The following is a 20,865-nucleotide window of genomic DNA, read 5'->3' as shown; positions in this document are numbered from 1 at the left end:
AACACCAACCCTGCGTATGTGAAACGACAGCGGCAAATGATACTCAGTTGAGACACGAAAATGTCGTCGCTCACAAAGTTCGATCGCGTTCGCGCTCGATCCGCTTCGCCAGGTCGTCGGTGTCCAGCGTTTCCTCCCGAACGCTGCCGGTCCGATAAGCCGCGCGCCCCACGAGCTGGGCCAGAACCGGAGCCGTCAGCGCCTGGAACAATCCGACGAGAATGAGCCCCGAAGCGTCCCGGAAGTCCAACCGGACCGCGCTGCCGATCAACACGAGGATCAGCCCGAGTGTTTGCGGTTTCGTGGCTGCCTGTAGTCGCGCGGCCACATCGGGAAAAGTGAGCAATCCTATCGCACCGAACAAACAGGATGCCGCTCCACCCAACAAACACACCGCGGAGAACAGATTCAACCAGTTCATCGGTGCGACTCCCCTCTCTCCACGAGACGGGCCGCACTCACGGAGCCGATGAACGCGAGCAGCGCGAACGCCGCCGCCAGGGCGATGTTCGAGCCGTCCCGGTTCAACCCCATGCCGACGCAGGTGGCCGCGACGATCAGGGTTATGAACACGTCCAGGGCCACGATGCGGTCCAGGGTCCCGCGCCCGCGCAGCAGCCGCACCAGGGACAGCAGCCCGGCCACGCACAACATCCCGAAAGTGACCGAGAACACCACGCCCATCAGTCGACCTCCCCCCGGTAACCGCGCTCGACCATGCGCACCTGCTCGGCGGTGCCCACCGCGCGAACCACCCTGCGCTCCCACGCGAGCACCTCGCCGCGAACGCGCGCGGAAGGGTCCGCGTGGCAGCCGAGCGCGTAGACGTAGCAGATCCTGTTCCCGCGGTCGAGCTGCAGCACGAAGTTCCCCGGAGCCAGCGACACCGCGTTGGCCACCATCGCCATCAGGTGGTCGGAGTCGGTGACCAGGGTCACCGACACGATGGCCGCACGCGCCCTCGGCCCCTGGACCACCGCGTGCCAGGAAACGCGGGCGGTCGAGACGACCAGGTCCCACGCGAGGGAGATCATCAGCTGTACGAGGCGCAGCGGCCGCAGCCGGATGTCGGTGGCGATCGGGGGCGCGGGGAAGGAGGCTATGACCAACACCCCCACCAGCACCCCGAAGAAAACGGTGCCGGGATCGTAGGTGCCCCACAGCAGCAGCCAGACCAGCACCAGCCACACCAGCAGCGGAATCCTGCGCACCAGCCGCCCGAACGGGTGCTTCCTGCTGACGACGTGCTCACCGCGCCGCCGCGTGGAGCGACGCTCCCGAGCCTGGTCAGCCACCGACCCCACCACCTTCCAGAACCGCGGTCCTGTAGGCCTCGCCGCTGATCAGGTCCTCCGCTGCCCGCTCGCTCACCGCCGCGAGCGGTCCCGCCAGCACGGCGACCAGCACCGTCGCGCACACCAGCACCCCCGTGGCGTGGACCATCGCCCGCGAGGTGTCCCCCGTGCCGACGACGAGCTCGTCGGTCGGATCCGGATCGCCTTCCGGGGGACGGGTCCGGCCCCAGAAGACCCTGGTCCACACGCGGGCCACCGCGTAGAGCGTGAGCAGGCTGGTCAGCACCGCTCCCGCGGCGGCCGCGTAAGCCCAGCCGGTGCCGACCCCGATACCGGACTGCAACAGCGCCAGCTTCGCGACGAAACCGGAGAACGGGGGAACACCGGCCAGGCTGAGGGCGGGCAGGGCGAACAGGACCGCCACCAGCGGCGAGATCCGCACCAGCCCGCCCATCCTGCTCAGCGCCACGGTGCCCGTGTACCGCGTAACCAGACCGCTGACCAGGAAGAGCGCCGCCTGGACGGTGATGTGGTGCACTATGTACAGGATCACTCCGGTCAGACCGGCGACGTCGTACACACCGAGCCCGAACAGCATGAAGCCGATGTGGCTGACCAGCAGGAACGAAAGCAACCGGTTCAGGTCGTTCTGGGCGAGCGCTCCCAGCGCCCCGACGAGCATCGTGGCCAGGGCGAGCACGAGCATCAGCCGCCAGCTCGGTCCGCGATCGAAGACCAGGATCTGGGTGCGGATCATCGCGTAGATGCCGACCTTGGTCAGCAGCGCGGCGAAGATCGCCGTGATCGGGGCCGGCGCGTTGGGGTAGCTGTCCGGCAGCCAGAAGTGCAGCGGGACCATGGCCGACTTGACCCCGAACACGATGACCATGAGCAGCGCCAGGGCGGTCGCCGGGGCCTGGGGCAGCTTCTCCGTCTCCCCGGCCAGATCCGCCAGGTTGACCGTTCCGGTGGCCGAGTAGACCAGCCCGATCAGTGTCAGGAACAGCACCGAGGACGAGAGGCTCACGATCGTGTAGGTCATCCCGGCCCGCACCCGGTTTGCCGTGGTGCGCCTCGTGATCAGCACGTAGGAGGCGGAGAGCATGATCTCGAAGGCCACGAACAGGTTGAACAGGTCTCCTGTGAGGTAGGCCAGCGAAACTCCGGCGCACAGCACCAGGTAGATCGGGTGGAAGGTGGTGCTGGAGGTCCCGCGCCCGTAGTCGGTGATGCGCTGGCCGATCGAGTAGAGCAGCACGGCGAACATCACGACCACGCTGATCAGCAGCAGCAACGCCGCCAGCCTGTCGGCCACGAGCGCGATTCCCACGGGGGCCGCCCAGCCGCCGAGGTACAGCACGAGCGGGGCGTGCGCATCGGCGATGTAGAGCAGCACCGTCGCGTCCACCACGATCACGCCGAGCACCAGCAGACCGAGCCAGCGTTGCACGTCCGCGAAACGTCCGAACGCCATCGAGAGTCCGGCCGCTCCCAGCGGAAGCAGCACCGGGATCGCGACCAGCACACTCAACGGGTTGCCTCCGAATCCAGCTCCTGCTCGTTCTCCGCGCTCTCTCCCTCGGCCAGCTCGCTCTCCAGCCTCCTGATACGGCGGTCCTCCACGTCGTCCTGCACCTCGTCGTGGCCGAGCAGCTGCCAGGCCCGGTAAGCCAGGGCGAGCAGAAAGGTGGTCAGGGCGAAGGTGATGACGATCGCCGTCAGGGCCATGGCCTGCGGAAGCGGATCGGACATCAACCGGACGGGGGCCTCACCCAGCATCGGGGGGCGTCCCGCGGGGGCGCCTCCCGCCTGTTGGAGCAGCAGGTTCGCCCCGTGCCCGAGGATCACGATCCCGAGCAGGACGCGCATCAGGGAACGTTGCAGCAGCAGGTAGAACCCGGTCGCGTACAGCCCCCCGAGAACGATGGCCATCGTCAGGTTCACGCTGCTCATCGTCGTTCCTCCCCACTCGCGGCTATGTCTGCCTCCACCCCGGAGCCGAGGGTCCGCAGCAGATCCAGCACCACACCGATGATCAGCAGGTAGACACCGACGTCCAGGAAGAGGTTGCTGGCGATCTTGATCTTCCCCAGCAGCGGCGCGGTGAAGGCGAAGGTGCCGCTCTCCAGCACCAGACCGCCGAACAGCACGGGCAAGAACCCCATCAGCACCGCTATGGTCAGTCCCACTCCGATCAGCACGGGAGGACGCATCGAGAAGGTGGAGCTGTCGTCCAGCCGTCCCCCGGCCAGGTAGCGGAGCACGAAGGCCTGCCCAGCGACCAGGCCGCCGCTGAACCCGCCCCCCGAGCGGGAGTGCCCCGCGAACAGCAGGTACAGCGAGAAAACGATCACGGTGGGGAAGAGCACCCGCACCACCAGCTCGAGCAGTATGGTCCGTTCCCTGGAGTCGCGGCTGTACCCGGAGAGCAGCCACCGCTCGGCGGGAGCGTCCGAACGGAACCACGATTCCGTGGAGGACGGCCCACCGGACTTCTCCCGGTGCTCGTGCTCGGTCATCAGGACACCTCCGATCCCCGCTCGCCGGAGCTCGTGCCGGGGGAGGTCACGGCGATGTCGCGTCTGGACCTGGCGTGCCTCCTCCTGCGGGAGGAACGTGCGGTGAGCACCAGGCTGGCCACCCCCGTCGCCGTGACCGCGAGGACGGAGATCTCGCCGACGGTGTCGAAGGCCCGGAAGTCGACGATGATCGCGTTCACCACGTTGGTGGCCGAGGTGCCCTCCTCGGCGTGTTCCAGGTACTGCACGCTGACCTCGGAGGCGGTGTCCCGCGCCGAACTGAAGATCAACGAGGCGAAGCCGACGAACACCCCGCCCCCCAGGGCGAGCAGCACCTTCGGCACCCGGACCCCCCGGGAGGACTCGGTCTCGGTGAAGCGGGCGGGCAGCCTGCGCAGCACCAGCACGAACGCCACCAGGGTCAGCGTCTCCACCAGGAACTGGGTCAGCGCGAGGTCCGGTCCTCCCCCGAGGACGAACATGCCTCCGATGCCGTAACCGACCACGCCGACCAGCAGCACCGCCGTCATCCTCCTCCGCGCCCTGGCCACCCCGGCCGCCGCTATCAGGATCACGAGCGCCAGCGGCAGCTGCAGCATCCTGTCCCACCAGCGGAGGTTCTCCACCGGGGTCTCCCTGAACAGCAGCACCGAACCGGGAACGACCAGCACGGTGAGCAGGATGATCGCGAGATAGGTGGGCAGCGAGCCGACCTGAATACGCCCCGTCACACCGACGGCCACCCGTTCCAGCGAGCCCATCACCCGCTCGTAACCGTGCTGCGCGCTCATGCCTGCCGGCAGCAGCTCACGCCTCCTGTTCAGTCTCGTGTTGAGGGCGAACAGCGCGAGCCCACCGAGCAGCGTGAGCGCGGAGAAGGCCAGCGGCGGGTTGAATCCGTGCCACAGGCCGAGGTGGTACTCCCCCTCGTGGCCCGCGATCCGTCCGGCGTAGGCGGAGGTGAGCGCGTCGGTCAGCGGGTAGCCGACGCCGAGGGCCAGGCAGCCGAGCGCCGTCACGGCGGGCGGTATCCACAGCGCCGCCGGGGCGGGATCGGCCTCGTTGCGCCGCACCCCCGGCTTGACCGCGAACGCTCCCCACAGCATCCGCGCGCTGTAGGCCACGGTCAGCATCGAGCCGAGGATCAGCCCCACCTCGACCGCCACGTCCCAGCCGCCGCCGAGGAAGGCCTCGAAAGCCGCCTCCTTGGCCACGAATCCGACCATCGGTGGCAGCCCGGCCATGGACATCGCGGCCACCACGGACACGGTCGTCACCCACGGCAGCCGTCCGGCCACTCCGGACAGTTCACGGATGTCCCTGGTTCCGGCCTGGTGGTCCACTACGCCGGTGGCCAGGAAGAGCGTCGCCTTGAAGGTGCCGTGCGCGAGCAGCATCGCGGCAACGGCCAGCGAACCGGTGTAGCTCCCGGAGCCCGCCAGCACGGTCATGAATCCGAGCTGGCTGACCGTGCCGTAGGCCAGCAGCAGCTTCAGGTCGTTCTCCCGCAGGGCGCGCCACCCGGCCACGAGCATGGTGGCGATCCCGAACACGGCCGTCACCGCGGGCAGGAAGGCCACCCCGGCCAGTACCGGTGCCAGTCTGGCGATCAGGAAGACACCGGCCTTGACCATGGAAGCCGCGTGCAGGTAGGTACTGATCGGCGTCGGCGCGACCATCGCGGCGGGCAGCCAGTTGTGGAAGGGGAGCTGGGCCGACTTCGTGAAGGCCCCGGCCAGTATCAGTCCGGCGGCGACGGACAGCGGCGCTCCCGTGGGCGGGTTCTCGGCCAGTTCGGAGATGCGGTAGCTGCCGCCCGCCTCCCCCAGCACGATGAAGCCGAGCAGCATCACGAGCCCACCCAGGGCGGTCACCAGCAGGGCCTGCAGGGAGGACCTGCGGGACTCCCTGGTCACACCGGACTGCCCGACGAGCAGGAACGAACAGATCGTGGTCAGTTCCCAGAACACGTAGAGGGTGAGCAGGTCGTCGGCCAGCACCAGTCCGAGCATCACCCCGGCGAAGGCCAGCAGCAGCGGGGCCGAGCGCCTCGCGTCGCCGCTTCCCCGCTCGAAGTACCACCCCGCGTAGAGCAGCACGAGCACGCCGATTCCCGAGACCAGCAGGGTCATGACCAACGCCAGGGCGTCCAGGCGGAACGCGAATCCCAGGCCGAGCGGTCCCGCCCAGTTCACCGCCTCCACCGGTCCCGCACCGGAGAGCACGGCGCGGGAGTGGGCGAGCACCCAGCACAGGGCAGCCGCGGGCGGGAGCGCCGCCACGCCGAACGCGATCCGGGTGTGCCGACCGGTCAGTCCGGGCAGCACGAGTGACACGAGCAGGTGTGCAACCACCAGTGCGAGCACGAACACCTCCCGGTCGCGGCGGGCCCTCCCGTTCCCGGCGATGTGGGCATCCGGGATTGTTCGTCACCCGCGGCACGGTTACCACCACGACTCCGTTCCGGCGTGTCGTGCTGCTCCGCTCCTCGTGACGGCACGGGTTTCACGGTCGGGGGAGCACCCGGTCCGCTCATCCGGCCCCCGATCGAGCGGTTCCCCCACGTGGCGGTGGGCCCGCTCCACCGTGCGGCGCGGCCACTGTGACCCGATCACCGTCAAACGTAGCCGATCAGGAGCGCTTCCACTCGCCGGTTCCGCGGGGTGGACACCGCGCAGCGCCACCGGTCCGGATCTTCTGCGCAGGTCAGGACTTTTCGCCCGGAAAATCCCGCTTCGAAGGGGCCACCGCCGGGTAAGAAAGTTCACCGCTGTTAACGCCGGGGAATCGAGAAAGAGGCGCTACCGCTCCCCTCGCGGGAGCTCTCCCGGAGTGATTCACGTGGGTGGTAGCTCGGCGGAAGGTCCCACCGCACCCCGGAGTGGATGCCTCGGCGTCGGGGCGGCCCTCCCGGACTCACCACTGCCCCGTAAGGAAGAACACCTTGGTGGACAATGGAGGCGTGCCAGACGCGGAACCCGAATCCGACGAGCCCGTGGAAGGTCGGCTGATAGCCGACCGGTACCGGATGCACTCCAAGATCGGTGGCGGTGCCATGGGCTCCGTGTGGTCCGGTACGGACGAGCTGCTGCGCAGGCCGGTCGCCATCAAGGTGGTGCAGCTTCCCAAGGGGATCCCGACCGAGGAAGCCGCCGAGATACGGGAACGCACCCTCCGGGAAGCCAGGGCAATAGCCGTGGTCTCGCACCCGAACGTGGTCACTCTCTACGACGTGGCCCGGGAGGGCGAGGACCCGTTCGTCGTCATGGAGCTGGTTCCCTCGCAGAGCCTGGCCACCATCATCCGGGAGCACGGCCCGCTCGGCGACCGGCAGCTGGCCACGCTCACCAACGCGGTCGCCGCAGCGCTGGACACCGCGCACCGCTCCGGCGTGGTGCACCGCGACGTCAAACCGGGCAACGTGCTGCTCTCCTCGGACGGCCAGATCAAGCTGAGCGACTTCGGCATATCCAGGAACGTGGCCGAGCCGACCCTCACCCGCACCGGCATCATGCTGGGCACCCCGGCGTTCATCGCCCCGGAGGTCGCCGCGGGAGAGCCGATCACCTCCGCCGCCGACCTGTGGGGGCTCGGAGCCACCCTGTTCGCGGCCGCCGCGGGGAGACCGCCGTACGACAGCGACGACAACCCGGTGGAGACCATCACCTCGGTGGTCAACGACCCCGTTCCCGAACCGGACAAGCAGGGACCGCTAGGCGAGGTCATCGCCGGGCTGATGGTCAAGGACCCGCAGCTCCGGCTCTCGCTGCGCGAGGTGCGCAGACTCGTGCAGCCCCTGCTGCCCGAACCCGGGGCGGAACCGTTCGCCCACTTGCTCCCCGCCGAGGCTTCCACCGAACGCACCCCGCTCTCCGGCACCCCCGCTCCGTCCTACACGAGCGAGGAGGAGCGACACCCCGGAACCGGTTCGCACGAATCCGCCGAACCGTCGCCCTCCGGGCGGACCGGGCGAGACACCTCGAAGGCGAGTGCCGACGCGGCGGAACAGCCGGCCCCGCTCGCGGCCGACCCGGGACCGCTCCCGTTCACGCCGAGCTCTCCGCCACCGCGCAAGCGCTCCCGGATCGGGGTCGTCGCGCTCGCGCTGGCCGCGGTCGCGGTTTTCGTCCTCTCCTCCGCCGGGACCTTTCTCGGAACGAGGTTCCTCGCCGACCAGCCGTTGTTGCCCGTCCAGGACGGAACACGGGGCACCGTGCTGCCCGAGCCGGTGCAGCTGCGCGAGTACCACGGCAGGATCGCGCACCGCGGCGACGGCGGGGCGAGCGACTACAGCATCTCCGCCCCCACGGGGTGGTCCCGCTTCCAGGGGTACAGCCAGGGACCGCCCACCAGGAGCATGACCGTCCACTTCTTGTCCCCGAACGGGAGGACGGAGCTGGCCGTCCAGCGTTTCGGCGACTACTACGAGCGGGGCTACACGACACGCGGATACCTGATCGCCCTGAGGAACAAGCACCGGGCCCCGGGCCGGCTGGAGATGCTTTCGCAACGAACGGACGGACCGCCCCGCTCAGGGGGGCACCGCGACAGGACGCTGACCTACCGGACCACCTCACCGGGGATCGGCGGGACCGGGTCGGGGACGACGCGACGGTTCACCACGGCCCGTGTGATGGCCCGCGACGGGGACCTCTGGGTCGTGCGGGTGACCGCTCCGGACAGGTCCGAGGCCCGAGACCTCCACGAGCGCACCGCTTCGCGGTTCCGCGCGGGCTGAAAGGTCCCGCCACCGCGCGGAGCGGCGGGCCACGAGCGCGATCATTCGTTAGGCTGCTCGTCGTGACGTCTTCCACAACATCGGAGCCCGCCGACCCGGAAGCGGCGGCGAGCGGGGCGGCCGGAGCACTGGCCGAGTTCACCGGAGCCGCACGGCACGACGTGGCCGTGGTGCTCGGTTCCGGGTGGCAACCGGCGGCCGAGGAGTTCGGCGCCCCCGAAACGGAACTGAGCATGTCCGAGCTCCCCGGGTTCGACTCCCCCGGGGCCGTGGGGCACTCCGGCAGGATGTGGTCCCTGGCCGTCGGGGACAAACGCGTGCTGGTGATGCTCGGGCGCACGCACCTCTACGAGGGGCTCGGTGTCGACAAGGTGGTGCACGGCGTGCGCGTGGCGGCGGCCGCGGGGTGCCGGACCGTGGTGCTCACCAACGCGGCGGGCGGACTGCGCTCGGACATGAGCGTGGGACAGCCCGTGCTCATCGCGGACCACCTGAACATGACGGCGCGTTCGCCGCTCGTCGGCGCGCGGTTCGTTGATCTGACCGATCTGTACGCGCGGCGGCTGCGCGAGATCGCCGGGGAGATCGACCCCTCCCTCACCGAGGGGGTCTACGCGTGCATGCCGGGCCCGCACTTCGAGACTCCCGCCGAGATCGGGATGCTGCGCACGCTGGGGGCCGATCTCGTCGGCATGTCCACCGTGCAGGAGGCCATAGCCGCGCGGGCGGCCGGAGCCGAGGTGTTCGGGCTCTCGCTGGTCACCAATCCGGCGGCCGGGATGGCGGGGGAACCGTTGAACCACCAGGAGGTGCTCGAGGCGGGCAGGGCCTCGGCCTCCCGCATGGGCAAGCTGCTGCGCTCGCTCGTCGAGCGGGCTTAGAGGTCGCGCGGGTTGGTTTTCGCAGGTGGTGGAAAGCCGCGAAGCCGCTTTCCCGACGATCGCCCCGACCGAACGAGTGCTCACCCGATTCGCGCGGGAACTCAGCCGATGTTTTCCGCTCTCCCCGGTCGTGGGTACTCGCCTGGCGGATCCCTGGCGGGCTCGTGAGCGGGCACCCCGGCACCGGGCGACGACCAGCGCCGGTCCGGGGACGAACGCTGCTTCCCCCGCCCGCGAGCCCATTTGTCCACCGTGGAACCGACGAAGCACGCGAGGCCGACATGCCCCTGGAGAACGAACTGCGCGAGGCCACTCGGCGCTGGCTGGACGAGGACGTCGACGAGGACGGCCGCGCGGAACTGCGGGAGCTGCTGACCTCGGCCGAGGGCGGCGACGAGGGAGCTGTCGCCGAGCTCCGTCAACGGGTGGCGCAGCCGCTCGGTTTCGGCACGGCGGGGATGCGGGGGCCGGTGCGTGCCGGCCCCAACGGGATGAACCGGGCCGTGGTGGTGCGCACCACCGCCGGGCTGGCCCGTTGGCTGCACGGCCGGGAAGGGGTCGGCACCGTCGTGGTCGGGCACGACGCGCGGCACGGCTCGAGACGGTTCGCCGAGGACACCGCCGGGGTACTGCACGCGGCGGGTTTCCGGGTGTACGTCCTCCCCGAGGCGCTGCCCACGCCGCTGCTCGTGTACGCCACCCGCTCTCTCGGAGCGGTCGCGGGCGTGCAGATCACGGCCTCGCACAACCCTCCGGCCGACAACGGCTACAAGGTCTACCTCTCCGGCGGGACCCCCCTGGTGGCCCCGTTCGACGAGGAGATCGAGCACGAGATCGCGCGTGTCGGGCCCGCGCGCGAGGTCGAACGTGCCGAGCAGGGCTGGGAGCACTACGAGCGGGTGCTCGACGACTACCTGGCCCGCGTGGAGACGCTTCCGCGCGGACGGACGCGTGACCTGCGGGTGGCCGCGACCGCGCTGCACGGCGTGGGAGCCCGGCCACTGCGGTACGCGCTGCACCTGGCCGGGTTCACCGATGTGTACCTCGTCGCCGATCAGGAGGAGCCCGACCCGGACTTCCCCACCGTCGAGTTCCCCAACCCCGAGGAGCCGGGGGCCACCGACGCCGTTCTGGAGCTGGCCGGTGAGGTCGGGGCCGAGCTGGCCATAGCGCTCGATCCCGACGCGGACCGCTGCGCCGTCGGGGTCCCGGCGCGGGAGGGCGGTTGGCGGATGCTGCGCGGCGACGAGACCGGGGTGCTGCTCGGCGATCACGTGCTCGGCACGGCGGACCGTTCCGGGCGGGATCCGCTGGTGGCCACCACGATCGTGTCCTCGGCGATGCTCCGCTCGATCGCCGCGGACCACGGCGTTCGCTACGACGAGACGCTCACGGGCTTCAAATGGCTGATGCGCGCGGGCGACGGCACGGCCACGGGACTCGTCTACGCCTACGAGGAGGCGCTGGGGCACTGCGTGGATCCGGAGTACGTGCGGGACAAGGACGGCCTGTCCACCGCCGTGGTCGCCTGTGATCTGGCCGCGACCCTGAAGGCGCGTTCCGGCTCGTTGCTGGACCGGCTGGACGAGCTGGAGGCCCGGCACGGTGTGCACGAGACCGGACAGCTCTCCGTGCGGGTGCGGGATCTGTCCACCATCGACGAGACGATGCGGAGGCTGCGCGAGCACCCACCGGGCGAACTGGCCGGGCTGTCGGTGTCCACGAAGGACCTGCTGCCCGACGCCGACGTGCTCGTCCTGCGGGGCGGCACCGGTTCGGAGGGGTCCGAAGGCCCCGGAGGGCTGCGCGTGGTGATCCGTCCCTCGGGCACGGAACCGAAGCTCAAGTGCTACCTGCAGGCCGTGGAACCGGTGCGGGATCCCGCTTCGAGCCCGGAGCTGACCGCGGCTCGCGGCAGGGCACGGGAGATGATGTCCGCGCTCACCTCGGAAGTGCGGGCGCTGGTCGAGTCCTGACCGGAGTCCTCCGGTCGAGCCGACGGCCGGGCCGGGGGTTTCTCCCGGAGCAGGCACCCGCGGCTACCGGAGCGGAAAACCCGCTGCGAGCGGCCGCTTCCGGTTTCCGCGGACATTGCCCGGCACCACCCTTCGCCGTGTCTCGGCGACGGCACCGGGGCGATGTCCACGGCCGGTTACGTGACCTCCAAGCCACGTGGCCGTGTCCACCGGAACGCTCCGGAGGGATCGCAACTCGCACGACCGGGTGGGGCCGGACCGGGACCGATGTCCACGTGTGCCCTCGAACCGGTTCGGCGGCTCCACCACGCGACCACCAAGCCGCGTCGCGTGGCCTCCAAGCCACACGGTTCGACCGCCGAAACCGCTCTTCGGAACATCACGTGTCCGCCGGGTGCCCGCTCCGAAAGAAACTCGCGACTGTCGTAGCCGCTGTTCGGCAGAGCAGAACGGGGCAATGCCTTTCCCCTTTCACGCGGGGTCGGGGACGGTGTTCACGGTTTCAACGGCGAGCCCGTTTCCGGGATCACCACTGCTACGACGCGCACGGGCGCGGACCAGTTCCGCGGGATCACGGAGATTTTCCGGGGACGAGCTCCGCCCACTCCGGGGAGGCCTCAGTCGTCCGCTCCGCCCACTCCGCGGGCCACTTGCGTCGGAAACACTCCTCGGTCCGGGTGAAAGCTCCGGTGAGGGTGGCTGTGGTCTGCGTCCCGAAGTCCACCTCCCCCTCGAAGGAGGCTCCGCGGAAAGTGACTCCCTCGCCGAGGAAGGTGACCCGGCGAAAATCGCCCAGGCCGGTGAATCGCACCCCGCGGAAGTCGGCCCCGGAATCGAAAGTCGTTCCGCGGAACACGGCGGGGCCGTGGAACACCGCGTTGGCGAAGCTCGCCGAACGCACCCGGCACCGGGAGAACGTGAACGTGTGCAGGCTCGCCCCCGAGAGGTTCAGCGTGATGTCCGACCAGAACCACCGGTCGGTCTCGTCGTCCTCCGTCACGCGCAGGTGAGTGGCCAGGATCCGTTGGGCGGCCTGGCGGACCTCGAACTCCTGGGGACCGCCGTACTCCTCGGTCTCGGACTCCTCCGGGACCTCCGGGGGCATGCGCAGGTACGCGCAGACCAGGTCGACGATGGTCTGCCGGTGGGCCGGATAGGTCTGCCCGAGCCGTTCCAGCGCGAAGAGCCCGGCCAGCCGGACCGGGGCCTTGTCGGCGCTGAGCTGCTCGGCCGCCCTCCCGTAGAGCTCGGTGACCCGCGTCTCCGCGGCGTCGTGATCGCGCCTGCGGATGCTGATCTCGGTGCTGCGCTGGCGACGCGCGGCCAACCACAGTGCCGCCCCGCCTCCCGTGCCGACGCCCAGACTCGCCGAGGTCCGGATCACCTCGAGGACGGTCTTGGGCGGCGCTTCCCGGAAGACCACGATCAGCACGGTCATCGTGGTCAGCGTGAGCCCGAGAACGACGAGCGCACCGATGGTGATCGCCCTGTTGCTGAGAACTCGGGGAACCTCCGGGGAACGCGCTGAGTCACCCATGAGCGTCGATCATGGCAGTCGATCGGTCCACGTTGTCCTCGAACGGGCGATTTCGGTGGCCCCGGGAGCGTGCTTCCCCAGTTCGCAGCTGCTCGACCGGGCAGCAGGAGCACCCCGGCACGTGTCGCGGGCGGGGCGTCGCCGGTGACGTTGCGACCGGAAGATCCGAGAGGGCATCCTCGGAAGCGTGCCGCGTTTGCTGATCGTCCACCACACGCCATCGCCGGGTATGCAGGCCATGTTCGAGAAGGTCGTCGAAGGGGCCACCACCGACGAGATCGAGGACGTGGAGGTCGTGTGCCGGCCGGCGCTGGCCGCGACGGCCTGCGACGTGCTCGAAGCCGACGGCTACCTGCTGGGGACACCGGCCAACCTCGGGTACATGTCCGGGGCGCTCAAGCACTTCTTCGATCAGATCTACTACCCGTGCCTGGACTCCACGAGCGGCAGGCCCTTCGGGCTGTACGTGCACGGCAACGAGGGTACCGAGGGCGCGATCCGGGCCGCCCGGTCGATCACCACCGGGCTCGGCTGGAAGCAGGTCGCCGAACCGCTCGACCTCACCGGACAGCCCGACTCGGAAGGGCTGGACGCCTGCTGGGAACTCGGCGCGACCGTGGCGGCCGGGCTGATGCCGTAGTCGCCGGCGACGTCCCGGAGGACGGCTCCGGCCTCTTCGCTCCGCGCCGAGCGGGCTCAGCGCGTGCGGCGCCGGAGCGCTGAGCAGGGCGAATACCCCGACCAGCACAGCCGAGCCCAGGACCACCGTCGCCGGTGCGGTGAGCTCGGCCGGCGGACCCGGCCACCAGACCGGCGGCCCCGCGGTGCTGCTCCACACCGGGCCGCTACGGGCGTCTTGCGGCTCACTTCGGCCTGCCGCGGGAGAGCACACCACGTGACATCGTGGAAAGGCTGATCGAGGCCATGCACGCCGCTCCGGTCGCCCCGGTCAACGGCACCGACGCGCCTTGCGAGGAGCACGTCCAGCTCGGCGAGGACGTTGACCTCGAGCGCTTCCCGGTCCCCTTGCCGCACCAGGAAGACGGCGGCCGCTACTTCGGAACCTACGGCTTCCACGGCGTGGCCAGCCCGGACGGCACGTGGACGAGTTGGTCGGTCAGCCGGACCGTGCTGCACGGCCGCAACACGCTCGTCGGACCGGCGATGCCGCAACAGCACCTCGGCATGATCCACGCCATGTGGCGCGAGCGGGGACGTCCCGGACTTTCCGCACTGCTACAACCACCACCGGCACCACCAGCCTCGGCGCCCCACCTCTCCACCGCATACCCGACCTCCCGGAACAGAACGACCAGCCGAGGGGAACGGGATTCGTTCTGATCCGACAGCAGGGAATTCCGTCGTAGGAATGTTGGTCCGTTCGAATCAGACCGCTGACGCCTCGTGCCGAGTTCCGGGCCGCGCGCCGGGGACTCCGAGGCGGCTCACGCGCGTTTCGGCAGCTGCGGGCGATACCGCACCACCCGGTTCGGCGCTGTTTCCCACCACAACGGTTGATGCGAAATGGAGCCAAAAAAGCACTCCGAGTAGTCGATGTGGAGTGCGCTCCACACGTTTCTCGCACGAAACATTGATCATGAGAGCTCCGGGGAGTTTCGTGCGAACCCCGGATCACGAGGACGGCTCGACGTCGTGCGGACAGTCACCCGGTGTCGGGCGCCCGCTCACGAACCGGCGGGAGGTTCCGCTCCGGCGGCCCCACGGCGCCCCGAACGGAAAGCCCCGATCAGAAGGTCGACGCGCGACCCTTCCAGCTGGTCGCCCCGCGCACCACTTCGACGGCCCCGTGCAGCGTGATCCCCCCGAACACGGCGTTGGTGAACGGCGCGACCGGGGCCAGCCCCGGATTGGCGTGCATCACCCGAGCCGTCCGGTGGTGCGAGACGCTCTGCGCGGCCCAACCGGCCGCGCCGAGCGCGACCAGACCCGGTTTCCGGGTGCGCACCCCCGCGGCGACCATCGCGGGCGAGGCCAGCGACAACGCGATCTGGCCGAAACCGACCCCCAGCAGCACGGGCAGCGAACCGTTCGTGCCCGCGACGAAGCTCTTGCGGAACGAGTCCCAGCCCTGCTTGAACGGATCCATACCGCTCGTGGTCACGTACGAGAGCCCCTCGACGAGCCTCGTCACCCCGCCGTGGTCCCGCACGGCCGTGGCGATGGCGATGTCCTCGTTGCGACGACCGGACAACGATGCCCAACCGCCGATCTTCTCGTAGTGCGAACGTCGCAGCAGGATGCAGTGCCCGATGGCGAAGGCCTTGCCGCCCTCACCCCTGGGATCGGCGTTCTCCCCGATCATCTGCAGGCCCGCGGGCATCAGCACCGGCCAGCTGGCCGAGCTGTCCTCGGGAGGACCGCCCGGGGTCGAGACCAGGTCCGCATCGGCCCGTTCGGCCGTGCCGAGCAGTTTGGAGAGCAGTTCCGGGGCGAGCACCGTGTCGGCGTCGACGAAGAGCAGCCACTCGCCCGCCTCGGGCTGACCCGCGGCCTCCACCCCGGTGTGCATCGCGTGCACCTTGCCGCTCCAACCGGGCGGAGGCCCCTCGCTGTGCACGACGCGCACCCTGGGGTCCTGCGCGGCGTGTTCGTCGGCGATCTCACCGGTTCGGTCGGTGGAACCGTCGTCGACCACCACGACCCGCAGAGTAGGTGAGTCGCTTCCCGTTCCGCGTTCCGAACCGTAGGTCTGCTCGCGTATTCCACGCAGACAGTTGTCCAGCACCGCTTCTTCGTTGCGGGCGGGGACCACCACGGTGACGGTGGGCGGAAGAACGGTGCTCGACGGTTCCTGACCGAGCGGCAGTATGGAGCGCGCTTTCCGGAGCGTGCGCACGCTGCGATACACGGTTCCCGTGGCGATCGCGGCGAGGGCGGCTCCTCGGACAACCTTATGTCGTGATAGCACACGCACAGCTTGACATGGCACGGGCGAAACGGGCGTCACCGGCAACGCGAATCGCCCGTCAACAGCTCGCGTACGCCGGGTGAGTTCCGGGCGCGGACGCGGGAAACCCCCGGTGCGGGTGGGAACCGCACCGGGGGTCGACACGGATCCCGCCACGTCGGACCCGCACCGTCTTACCAGGTCACTCCAGGTTTTGGTCCACGGCGGTCATGAGCTCACCGTCCGCGGTGTCCCCGTCCAGCGACCAGATCATGGCTCCGCCGAGTCCGTTGTCGTTGACGTAGCCCATCTTCCTGGCGATCTCGGTCGGGTCGTCGAACGTCCAGAAGGTGTCGCCGTCGAACAACCAGGCGAACCCGGCCTCCTCGTCCCGGTGCAGGGTGTACTGCCCGGCTTTCTGCTTGAGCGTCTTGTAGTCCTCGTAGCCGTCCTCGTACGTCGCGGGGGCCGGGCCGGTGGAGGTCTGGAACAGGCCGTTGTTGCGGTCCGGAACCCCGGTCCAGCCCCGTCCGTAGAACGGCACTCCGAGAACCAGCTCATCGGCGGGTGCGCCTCTGGCCAGGTACTCGTCCGTGGTCTGGTCGATGCTGAACCGCTCGGGCGAGGGATCTCCGGCCGGACTACGCAGCGCCGACTGGTGGTTGGTCGTCTCCTCGTAGGCCCCGTGCAGGTCATAGCCCTGGACGGTGGCGAAGTCCAGCGAGTCGAAGATCTTGTCGACCTCGAAGCCCGCCTCGATCTTGTCCGGGGACGCGGGCAGGAAGGCCGTCAGGTCGTAGGCCCGCCCCGTCTCGTTCTCCAGGGCGTCGAGTTGATCGCGCCACTCCCGCAGCAGCTTGGTGTAGTTCTCCTTGTCCGCGGGATCGACGACGTTGCCGGGTCCGCCCTCGGAAGCGGGCCACTCCCAGTCGATGTCGATTCCGTCGAACACTCCCTCGGCGACTCCCTCGCCTCCCTGCGGCGAACCACCGAGTTGGGGCAGGTTGCCGCGCAGCCACATGTCGATGCAGGACTTCACGTGCTGGGTGCGGGACTGCGGGGTGGCGGCCGCCTCGTGGAAGTTCTCCGACCAGGACCACCCTCCGAGCGAGAGGTAAACCTCGAGGTGCGGGTGCTTCTCCTTGAGCTCCTTGAGCTGGTTGAGGTTGCCCGCCAGGGGCTGGTCCCAGGTGTCGGCCTCGCCGTCCACGGAGTTGGCCGCGGAGAAGCGCTTCTGGTAGTCGGCCCAGGCATCGGCTTCGCCGGCCTGATTGCCGGTGAAGCACTGCCCGGACGGGTCCAGGTTCCCGAAGGCGTAGTTGATGTGCGTCAGCTTCTCCGCGGTTCCCGAAGTGTCCAGGTCCTTGACGTAGAACTGCCGATCGTAGATCGACCACTGGGTGAAGTAGCCGACCTTGCGGGAACCGCTCTGGGCGGCGGGCTGGATGACCGCGGTGTCACCTCCGGTGGCACGCTGTTCGGATTTCTCGTCGACCGTGGCCGAGGCGGGGACGGCGAGCATTCCGGCGAACACCGCCGTTCCCGCGGCCAGTGCCGGTAATCGCCGGGTCGAACGTGGATTCAGAGACATCGATCACTCCCGGTTCGTCGTTGCGGGATGCCCACACGATGTGGTCTAGACCAACCTCGGTCAAGGTATGGACCAATCTCTCACTCGTTCGGACGCAGCCCGCACCGAAGCTCTCCGGGCGACCGCGGGCCCGAGACCGGAACACCCGCCCCCCGGGAGCCGAGGTTCCGCTCCGGCCGGCCCCGGCGGGACGAACCTCGGACTCCCCGGACGGAAACCCCCGCTCAGCGCGGCCCGTACTCCCGGTCCCCCGCGTCACCGAGCCCGGGGACGATGAACCCGGACTCGTTGAGCCTCTCGTCCACACTGGCCGTGACCAGCCGCACCGGCCGCCCCGACTCCGACAGCCGGTCGATCCCCTCCGGAGCGGCCAGCGTGCAGATCGCCGTGATGTCGGCGGCTCCCCTCTCGTGCAGCAGCCTGATCGTGTGGAGCATCGAACCACCGGTGGCCAGCATCGGGTCGAGCACGATCACGGGACGTCCGGACAGGTCGTCGGGCAACGACTCCAGATACGGAGTGGGCCGCAGCGTCTCCTCGTCCCTGGCCAGCCCGATGAAGCCCATCTGGGCCTCCGGGATCAGGCGGTGTGCCTGGTCGGCCATCCCCAGCCCGGCACGCAGCACCGGGACCAGCAACGGCGGGTTCGCCAGTCGGTACCCCTTGGTGCGCGCCACCGGCGTGTGGATGAACTCCTCGGCCACCTCGGCGTCCCGGATGGCCTCGTAGAGCAGCATCAGAGTCAGTTCCTGCAGTGCGGCGCGGAACGTCGCGTTGTCGGTGCGCGCGTCGCGCATGGTCGACAGTCGAGCCTGCGTGAGGGGGTGTTCGATGACCCGGACATCCATGGTCGTCCACGGTATCGGCAAGCTCATCCGCGGGCGGCCAGCACCGCGTCGTAGAGCTCCTTCTTCCGGACGCCGCCGAGCTCGGCTATCTCGGCCACGGCGTCCTTGAGCCGCACCCCGGAAGCCGCACGGCGCTCCACCTGCTCGACGAACTCGGACGGATCGGCCTGGACGACCTCGGCTCCGGCCAGCACCACGGTGATCTCGCCCCGCACGCCCTCGGCTGCCCACCCGGCCAGCTCGCCGAGCTCGCCGCGCCGAACCTGCTCGTAGGTCTTGGTCAGCTCGCGGCAAACCGCCGCGCGCCGATCCGTGCCGAGCACCTCGGCCGCGTCGGCGAGCGTCGCCGCCACCCGGTGCGGGGCCTCGAAGAACACGCACGTCCGCCGCTCGGAGGCCAAGCCGGCCAGCCAGCGCTTGCGGGGCCCCTGTTTGCGCGGGGGAAACCCTTCGAAGCAGAACCTGTCGGAGGGCAGACCGGACAGGGCCAGCGCCGTGGTCACCGCGCTCGGCCCCGGCAGGCAGGTCACGTGCAGGCCTTCGGCCGCGCAGGCGGAGACCAACCGGTACCCGGGGTCCGAGACGCTGGGCATTCCCGCGTCGGTGACCAACAGGACGGTGGAACCGCCGCGCAACGCCTCCAGCAGCGCGGGCTCGCGTGCCGCTTCCACGGCGTCGTAGTAACTGAGTACCCTGCCTCCCGGATCGACGTCGAGGGCGGTGGCCAGGGCACGAACCCTCCTGGTGTCCTCGGCGGCCACCACGTCCGCGGTGGCGAGAGCCTCGGTCAGTCGGGGGGACGCGTCCCGCGCGTCACCTAGCGGAGTGGCCGCGAGCAACAACGTGCCCGGTCCGGATTCGTCAGTCACAACGACCACCATACGATTTGGGTGTGAACGTCCTCGTGCCGAGCTCAGGTGGCAACGCCGTCCGCGACGGAACGGTTCGCGACGGTCAGGTTCCGCCGGTTCGGTATCCGGGTGAGCACGACCGGGCCGCACTGCTCACCCCGCGGGAACCCGCGGACCGGCTCCGCGGGTGGATCGTCACCCTCGTGGTGACCCTCGTCGCGGGCGTCGTCCGCTTCTGGCGGCTGGGACACGCCACCGACGAGGGAACCCCCGTCTTCGACGAGAAGCACTACGTCCCCCAGGCGTGGCAAATGCTGCGCAACGGCGGGTTCGAGGACAACCCCGGCTACGAGCTGGTCGCTCACCCGCCGGTGGGCAAACAGCTCATCGCCGCCGGGGAGTGGCTGTTCGGGTACACCCCCTGGGGTTGGAGGGTGAGTGCCGCGCTGGCGGGCACCCTGATGGTGCTGCTGATCATCCGGATCGCGCGCCGCATGACCCGTTCCACCCTGCTCGGCGCGCTGGCCGGGGTGCTGCTGATCTGCGACGGGGTCAGCCACGTGCAGGCGCGCGTGGGGATGCTCGACGTTTTCCACGCGCTGTTCGTGCTCGCGGCGTTCTCCTGCCTGCTGGTCGATCGCGACCGGGTGCGCGCCAGGATGGCGCTGGTGGTCACCGAGAACCGCGCCGAGGACTCGGTGTTCGGGCCCCGGCTCGGCTTCCGCTGGTGGCGCTTCGGCGCGGGCGTGCTGCTCGGCATCTCCTGCGGGGTGAAGTGGAGCGGCATCTACTACGTCGCGGCGTTCCTCCTGCTGAGCATCGTCTGGGACGCGCTGGCCCGGCGCGGCGCCGGGGTGCGCCGCCCCTGGCTCGGAGCCCTGGTACGCGACACCGTCCCCGGCCTGGGGTCGCTGCTGGTGCTCGCGCTCGGCGTCTACTTCGCCACCTGGGCGGGCTGGTACGCCAGTGAGACCGCCACCGACCGCCACGCGGCGGAGATCGCCGACGACGTGGGCTTCGGCTTCCTGCCGGACGTGCTCCGCTCGCTGCTGTACTACCACTTCAACGTGCTGGAGTTCCACACCCACCTGGTCACCGGCGACGACCCGCACCCGTGGGAGTCCAAGCCCTGGGCGTGGCCGATGGGCATGCGTCCGATGCTGTACTACTACGAGTCCGGCATGCCCGGGTGCGGGCAGGGTGACTGCGTCCAGGCCACGATGCTGCTGGGCACCCCGGCGCTGTGGTGGTTGGCGCTTCCGGTGGCCGGATGGGCCGTGTGGCGGGCGACCGCCCGCATGGACTGGCGCTACGCGGCGGTGCTGGTCGGGTACTGCGCCGGTTTCCTCCCGTGGTTCGGCAACCTCGCCAGGCAGATGTACTACTTCTACGCGACCCCGCTCGCGCCGTTCCTCGTGCTGGGGATCGTGCTCGTGCTCGGTGAGGTTCTCGGGCGGGCGAACGCCTCCCCCGAGCGCCGGAAGACGGGCATGCTGGCCATCGCGCTGTACGTGGGGCTGGTGGTGGCGAACTTCGTGTGGCTGTGGCCGATACTCAACGGCTTTTCGATCACCGAGGCGCACTGGCAGGCCGAGCTCTGGTTGCCCTCCTGGCGTTGATCCCCGCCGGGAGGAACGTTTCGCGCGAAACGTTCCTCCCGGAGCCATTCCGGAGTGACGGTTTCGCGCGAAACGTCCGGCGGGGCCGGCGTGGTGCGGCGG

18 protein-coding genes are annotated in these 20,865 nt (G+C 69.7%); 6 read left to right on the top strand and 12 right to left on the bottom strand.

The window, feature by feature from the left end:
* Window positions 1-70 precede the first annotated feature (70 nt).
* The 7 genes from mnhG to mbhE are packed head-to-tail and all read right to left on the bottom strand — an operon-like array spanning window position 71 to window position 6,180.
* A complete protein-coding gene (gene mnhG, locus FHR84_RS12930; protein ID WP_179535731.1) occupies window positions 71-421 on the bottom strand; it encodes a monovalent cation/H(+) antiporter subunit G in 351 nt (116 codons plus the stop codon).
* Window positions 418-684, bottom strand: coding sequence for an MrpF/PhaF family protein (locus FHR84_RS12925; RefSeq protein ID WP_179535730.1), 267 nt, complete (start codon window positions 682-684; stop codon window positions 418-420). Before FHR84_RS12925 ends, mnhG begins: the two co-directional genes overlap by 4 nt.
* The gene (locus FHR84_RS12920; RefSeq protein ID WP_343075258.1) at window positions 684-1,295 is read right to left on the bottom strand and encodes a Na+/H+ antiporter subunit E; all 612 of its coding nucleotides are present in this window, start codon (window positions 1,293-1,295) and stop codon (window positions 684-686) included. The genes FHR84_RS12925 and FHR84_RS12920 overlap by 1 nt, the downstream gene beginning before the upstream one ends.
* The gene (locus FHR84_RS12915) at window positions 1,288-2,826 is read right to left on the bottom strand and encodes a Na+/H+ antiporter subunit D (RefSeq protein ID WP_179535728.1); all 1,539 of its coding nucleotides are present in this window, start codon (window positions 2,824-2,826) and stop codon (window positions 1,288-1,290) included. The genes FHR84_RS12920 and FHR84_RS12915 overlap by 8 nt, the downstream gene beginning before the upstream one ends.
* Complete coding sequence (locus tag FHR84_RS12910) at window positions 2,823-3,248, bottom strand: Na(+)/H(+) antiporter subunit C (RefSeq protein WP_179535727.1); 426 nt, start codon at window positions 3,246-3,248, stop codon at window positions 2,823-2,825. Before FHR84_RS12910 ends, FHR84_RS12915 begins: the two co-directional genes overlap by 4 nt.
* The gene (locus FHR84_RS12905; RefSeq protein ID WP_179535726.1) at window positions 3,245-3,814 is read right to left on the bottom strand and encodes an MnhB domain-containing protein; all 570 of its coding nucleotides are present in this window, start codon (window positions 3,812-3,814) and stop codon (window positions 3,245-3,247) included. Before FHR84_RS12905 ends, FHR84_RS12910 begins: the two co-directional genes overlap by 4 nt.
* The gene (mbhE, locus tag FHR84_RS12900; RefSeq protein WP_343075257.1) at window positions 3,814-6,180 is read right to left on the bottom strand and encodes a hydrogen gas-evolving membrane-bound hydrogenase subunit E; all 2,367 of its coding nucleotides are present in this window, start codon (window positions 6,178-6,180) and stop codon (window positions 3,814-3,816) included. Before mbhE ends, FHR84_RS12905 begins: the two co-directional genes overlap by 1 nt.
* Window positions 6,181-6,776: 596 nt before the next feature.
* Here mbhE and FHR84_RS12895 point away from each other — a divergent pair.
* The 3 genes from FHR84_RS12895 (at window position 6,777) to FHR84_RS12885 (ending at window position 11,409) form a co-directional block, all read left to right on the top strand.
* Window positions 6,777-8,552, top strand: a complete 1,776-nt coding sequence (locus tag FHR84_RS12895) for a serine/threonine-protein kinase (RefSeq protein ID WP_343075256.1) — start codon at window positions 6,777-6,779, stop codon at window positions 8,550-8,552.
* A 62-nt stretch (window positions 8,553-8,614) separates the two neighbouring features.
* On the top strand, window positions 8,615-9,433 hold the full coding sequence (locus tag FHR84_RS12890) for a purine-nucleoside phosphorylase (protein ID WP_179535724.1): 819 nt from the start codon (window positions 8,615-8,617) through the stop codon (window positions 9,431-9,433).
* A 281-nt stretch (window positions 9,434-9,714) separates the two neighbouring features.
* Complete coding sequence (locus tag FHR84_RS12885; protein WP_179535723.1) at window positions 9,715-11,409, top strand: phospho-sugar mutase; 1,695 nt, start codon at window positions 9,715-9,717, stop codon at window positions 11,407-11,409.
* Window positions 11,410-11,980: 571 nt separating this feature from the next.
* Here the strand turns inward: FHR84_RS12885 and FHR84_RS12880 are convergent.
* Window positions 11,981-12,946 (bottom strand): pentapeptide repeat-containing protein, encoded by a 966-nt coding sequence (locus FHR84_RS12880; protein ID WP_179535722.1) that lies wholly within the window; start codon window positions 12,944-12,946, stop codon window positions 11,981-11,983.
* Between the two features lie 187 nt (window positions 12,947-13,133).
* Between FHR84_RS12880 and FHR84_RS12875 the strand changes: the two genes are divergently transcribed.
* Together FHR84_RS12875 and FHR84_RS12870 are read left to right on the top strand one after the other, a co-directional pair.
* Window positions 13,134-13,586, top strand: coding sequence for an NAD(P)H-dependent oxidoreductase (locus FHR84_RS12875; RefSeq protein ID WP_179535721.1), 453 nt, complete (start codon window positions 13,134-13,136; stop codon window positions 13,584-13,586).
* A 263-nt stretch (window positions 13,587-13,849) separates the two neighbouring features.
* Window positions 13,850-14,287, top strand: coding sequence for a UbiD family decarboxylase domain-containing protein (locus FHR84_RS12870; protein ID WP_343075255.1), 438 nt, complete (start codon window positions 13,850-13,852; stop codon window positions 14,285-14,287).
* Window positions 14,288-14,693: 406 nt separating this feature from the next.
* Here the strand turns inward: FHR84_RS12870 and FHR84_RS12865 are convergent, their stop codons facing one another.
* The 4 genes from FHR84_RS12865 to rsmI all read right to left on the bottom strand — a co-directional run bounded on the left by FHR84_RS12865 (window position 14,694) and on the right by rsmI (window position 19,174).
* A complete protein-coding gene (locus FHR84_RS12865; protein WP_343075254.1) occupies window positions 14,694-15,875 on the bottom strand; it encodes a glycosyltransferase family 2 protein in 1,182 nt (393 codons plus the stop codon).
* A 181-nt stretch (window positions 15,876-16,056) separates the two neighbouring features.
* The gene (locus tag FHR84_RS12860; RefSeq protein ID WP_179535720.1) at window positions 16,057-17,445 is read right to left on the bottom strand and encodes a glycoside hydrolase family 18 protein; all 1,389 of its coding nucleotides are present in this window, start codon (window positions 17,443-17,445) and stop codon (window positions 16,057-16,059) included.
* Window positions 17,446-17,669: 224 nt separating this feature from the next.
* Entirely contained in the window at window positions 17,670-18,293 is a 624-nt protein-coding gene (gene upp, locus FHR84_RS12855; protein ID WP_179535719.1) for a uracil phosphoribosyltransferase, read from the bottom strand.
* A 23-nt stretch (window positions 18,294-18,316) separates the two neighbouring features.
* Window positions 18,317-19,174 (bottom strand): 16S rRNA (cytidine(1402)-2'-O)-methyltransferase, encoded by an 858-nt coding sequence (gene rsmI / locus FHR84_RS12850; RefSeq protein ID WP_179535718.1) that lies wholly within the window; start codon window positions 19,172-19,174, stop codon window positions 18,317-18,319.
* A gap of 11 nt (window positions 19,175-19,185) precedes the next feature.
* Here rsmI and FHR84_RS12845 point away from each other — a divergent pair, with 11 nt between their 5' ends.
* On the top strand, window positions 19,186-20,763 hold the full coding sequence (locus tag FHR84_RS12845; protein WP_179535717.1) for a phospholipid carrier-dependent glycosyltransferase: 1,578 nt from the start codon (window positions 19,186-19,188) through the stop codon (window positions 20,761-20,763).
* Window positions 20,764-20,865: the final 102 nt, after the last annotated feature.

Origin of the sequence: Actinopolyspora biskrensis, assembly GCF_013408175.1 — a bacterium.
GTDB classification, from domain to species: domain Bacteria; phylum Actinomycetota; class Actinomycetes; order Mycobacteriales; family Pseudonocardiaceae; genus Actinopolyspora; species Actinopolyspora biskrensis.
Note: the sequence above shows the minus strand (reverse complement) of the source record. Positions and strands in the feature narration are given on the sequence as shown.